Below are 3,276 nucleotides of genomic sequence, written 5' to 3' on the forward strand. Positions count from 1 at the left end.
GTTCCCGGGCAAGCGAGAGCGACGCCTACGGCCCGTCTCGAAGAGCCGCGCCGCGGCCCCAAGGGCCAACCCGACCGCGACCCCCACAACAAGCACGAGCGTGAGGCGGCGAACGCCGCTAGAACATGCGCCGCGTAGCGGCGGCCCTTCTAAAAAAAAGAAGCCCGCTTTCGCGGGCTCCCTTCCATCATGTCGCAACGCCTTAGCTGATCAGCCGCAACGCGAACGGATAGCGGTAGCTGCCCGTCTGGCTGACTTTCATCGCAGCGATGATGCAGAAGACCACGTTGACGATGAACAACGCCCAGTGCAGAAAGGCGCCGATAACGATGATCAGGAGGATCCAGCAGATCACATAGCCCAACAGGATCGTGATCTGGAAGTTCAGCGCTTCCTTGGCCTCGGTGACGAGATAGCCCTTATCGGCTTTGTCCTTGTTGATCAGCCACACGATCAACGGCACGAGGATGCTGAAGGCGAAGCCCAAAAGATGCGTGAACACCGCGATGTTCTTGTCGTCGTTCCCCTGGTAAGCCGGCGGAGCCGGCTCATACGGCGGCGGGCCCGGCGGGGGTGACGGTGGAATCTGATCGGATGGCGTACTCATGGCGCGGCTCCGGTGGCGATGTCGGTCCCACTGTCGGAGAGCGCCAGGGATGTGTCAAGCCGTCCTTCCGACACATGCCGCCCCGGCAGGGGCGGCAGGGTGCGATCACTCGCCCGCGATCGTCATATTCTCGATCAGCCACGAGCCGGTCAGGATGTGCGAGCGACGGTCGACGTCGTTGCCCACGGCGACAAGGTTGGCGTACATGTCGCGCAGGTTGGCCGCGATGGTGATCTCTTCGACCGGATAAGCGATCTCGCCGTTTTCCACCCAGAAACCCGATGCACCACGCGAATAATCGCCTGTGATGATCGATACGCCCTGCCCCATCACCTCGGTGACCAGGAGGCCGGTGCCGAGCTTGCGCAACATACCGGCAAAGTCGTCGTCACCCGTCTTCACCAGAAGGTTGTGCACGCCGCCCGCGTTGCCGGTGGAGGTCAGGCCGAGCTTACGTGCCGAATAGCTGCCCAGGATGTAGCGCGCGAGCACGCCATCGACGATCAGGGGCGCGTCGATCGTGGCCACGCCCTCGGCGTCGAATACGGACGAGCCGATGCCTCGCGGAATGAGAGGTTTCTCATCGATGCGGAACCACGACGGCAGAATCTGCTTGCCCACGTGGTCGAGCAGGAAGCTCGAACGGCGATAAAGCGAACCGCCGCTGACGGCACCGAGCAGGTGGCCGATCAACGAGCGCGAGATCTCGGGGGCAAACAGCACCGGGGCCTGCCGGGTACCGAGGCGACGTGCATTGAGACGCGCCAAGGTGCRCTCGGCGGCCTTGCGGCCGATCGCGGCGGGATCCATGAAATCAGCCGCGCTGCGCTGGCTGTCATACCAGTAGTCGCGCTGCATGCCGTCATCGTCGTCGCCGGCGATCAGGGCAACCGACAGCGAGTGGCGCGTGCCGCGTTCACGCCCGAGGAAACCATGAGAATTGGCGTAGACCGACAGGCTCTGGCCGGCGCTCACGCTCGAACCGTCGGAATTGGTGATGCCGCCGATGGCGCGGCCAGCGTCCTCGATCTCCTGTCCCAGGGCGATGGCGCGGTCCACATCGAGGTCCCAGGGGTGCCACAGGTCCAGATCGGGGAAGGTCGTGGCCATACGATCGGCCTCAGCCAGACCGGAAGCCGGGTCGTCTTCGGTGAACCGGGCGATGGCGCAGGCCTGGTCGATCGTGGCCTGGATCGAGTCCGGATTGAGGTCGGCGGTGCTCGCCGAGCCCTTGCGCTGGCCGAAGTACACGGTGAGGGCGAAGCCGCGGTCCCGCGTGTGTTCGACGGTTTCGACCTCGCCCAGGCGGACATTCACACTCAGGCCGACATCGACACTGGCGGAAACCTCGGCCTGGGTCGCACCGGCGGCGCGGGCTCGGCGGATGGTGTCCTCGGCAAGGGTGGCGAGGCGATCGAGGTCCTGCTGGCTGCTGTCAACGGTGGAAACGAGGCTCACGTGGGCTTCCCGGGGGCTGGCGGTTAGAATGGCAGGCCGCACGCGGCCGATTCCATCCAGATGGGGTCGCGTCACCCGATTAAAAAGCAACGCACCGCGCATGGTGCCATGGAACACATATGAGCATCCGTGTCGGCTTCTACCGCCACTTCAAGGGTATGCCCTACCGCGTGCTCGGCACCGCCCGGCATAGCGAAACCATGGAAGAACTCGTGGTTTACCAGGCCCTTTACGGCGAGCATGGCCTGTGGGTCCGCCCCGCGGCGATGTTCGCCGAGACCGTCGAACACGACGGCCGCACGCAAGCCCGCTTCGCCYTCGAAGGCGAAGCCACCGACCTTTTTGCCACGCCGGAGACCCAGCCATGAAGCCCTACGACGATCGCCCGAAGAAGGACGACGAAGAAGAAGACTTCGGCCCGAGCCGCAGCGAACTGCGCCGCAATGCCCTCGACATGCTCAAGCTGGCCAAGCAGCTGGTCGAACTGCCGCCCAGCCGCATCCCCAAGCTGAAGCTGCCCGAAGACATCGTCGACGAGATCGGCCGCACCCGTAAGGTCACCGCCCACATCGCCCACAAGCGCCAGCTGGCCTTCCTCGCCAAGCAGATGCGCCGCCACGGCGACGAGGCCTTCACCGACGCGCGCGCCGCGCTGGGTGAGGACCGCGATCGCCAGCGTCAGGAAGCCGCTCATATGCACCGCCTTGAAGCGAGGCGCGAGAAGTTGCTGGAAGGCGGTGACGTCGCGCTCGGCGAACTGTTCGACGAATACCCGAACCTCGATCGCCAGCACCTTCGCTCACTGGTCCGCCAGGCGAAGGCCGAACGCGAAGCAAGCAAGCCGCTCCACGCGTTCCGCGAGCTGTACCGCATCATCAAGGAGCTCGAAGCCGGCTCGGGCGACGACGAAGCCTAAGCCTCACGCCCCACTGTAGGAGCCGCTTCAGCAGCGAAGCTCCTCAATGAAAAGCCGGCGCCTCTCGCGCCGGCTTTTTTTAGGTTCTTCGCGGAATGCCGGGGACGCCGAAGACGGTGAGTCGCAGAGCCTTCGGCGTTTAGACGTGGCGCGCAGAGCCTTCGGCGTGCGGACGTAGCGGCGCAGAGCCTTCGGTGCCCACCCTCGCTGCTCAGACACGTCCTCCGCGTTTCGTACCGGAAAGGCCGCTGCGCGGCCGTGTACTTATTTGGCCTACGGCCGCTCCACTTGTGCG

The 3,276-nt window shown here is 64.9% G+C and carries 4 protein-coding genes; 2 read left to right on the forward strand and 2 right to left on the reverse strand.

Annotation, left to right across the window (positions count from 1 at the left end):
• Positions 1-202: 202 nt before the first annotated feature.
• Both AC1DT2_RS18790 and pmbA read right to left on the reverse strand, forming a co-directional pair.
• Positions 203-607: a DUF4870 domain-containing protein gene (locus AC1DT2_RS18790; protein WP_477297993.1), complete on the reverse strand. Its 405-nt coding sequence runs from the start codon at positions 605-607 to the stop codon at positions 203-205.
• Between the two features lie 105 nt (positions 608-712).
• On the reverse strand, positions 713-2,065 hold the full coding sequence (pmbA, locus tag AC1DT2_RS18795; RefSeq protein WP_477297994.1) for a metalloprotease PmbA: 1,353 nt from the start codon (positions 2,063-2,065) through the stop codon (positions 713-715).
• A gap of 119 nt (positions 2,066-2,184) precedes the next feature.
• On the opposite strand from pmbA, the gene AC1DT2_RS18800 reads away from it, so the two are divergent.
• Both AC1DT2_RS18800 and yjgA read left to right on the forward strand, forming a co-directional pair.
• On the forward strand, positions 2,185-2,433 hold the full coding sequence (locus AC1DT2_RS18800) for a DUF1653 domain-containing protein (RefSeq protein ID WP_477297996.1): 249 nt from the start codon (positions 2,185-2,187) through the stop codon (positions 2,431-2,433).
• The gene (gene yjgA, locus AC1DT2_RS18805) at positions 2,430-2,981 is read left to right on the forward strand and encodes a ribosome biogenesis factor YjgA (RefSeq protein WP_063573765.1); all 552 of its coding nucleotides are present in this window, start codon (positions 2,430-2,432) and stop codon (positions 2,979-2,981) included. The genes AC1DT2_RS18800 and yjgA overlap by 4 nt, the downstream gene beginning before the upstream one ends.
• Positions 2,982-3,276 lie beyond the last annotated feature (295 nt).

This window comes from Luteibacter sp. P4_E6 (assembly GCF_056401535.1).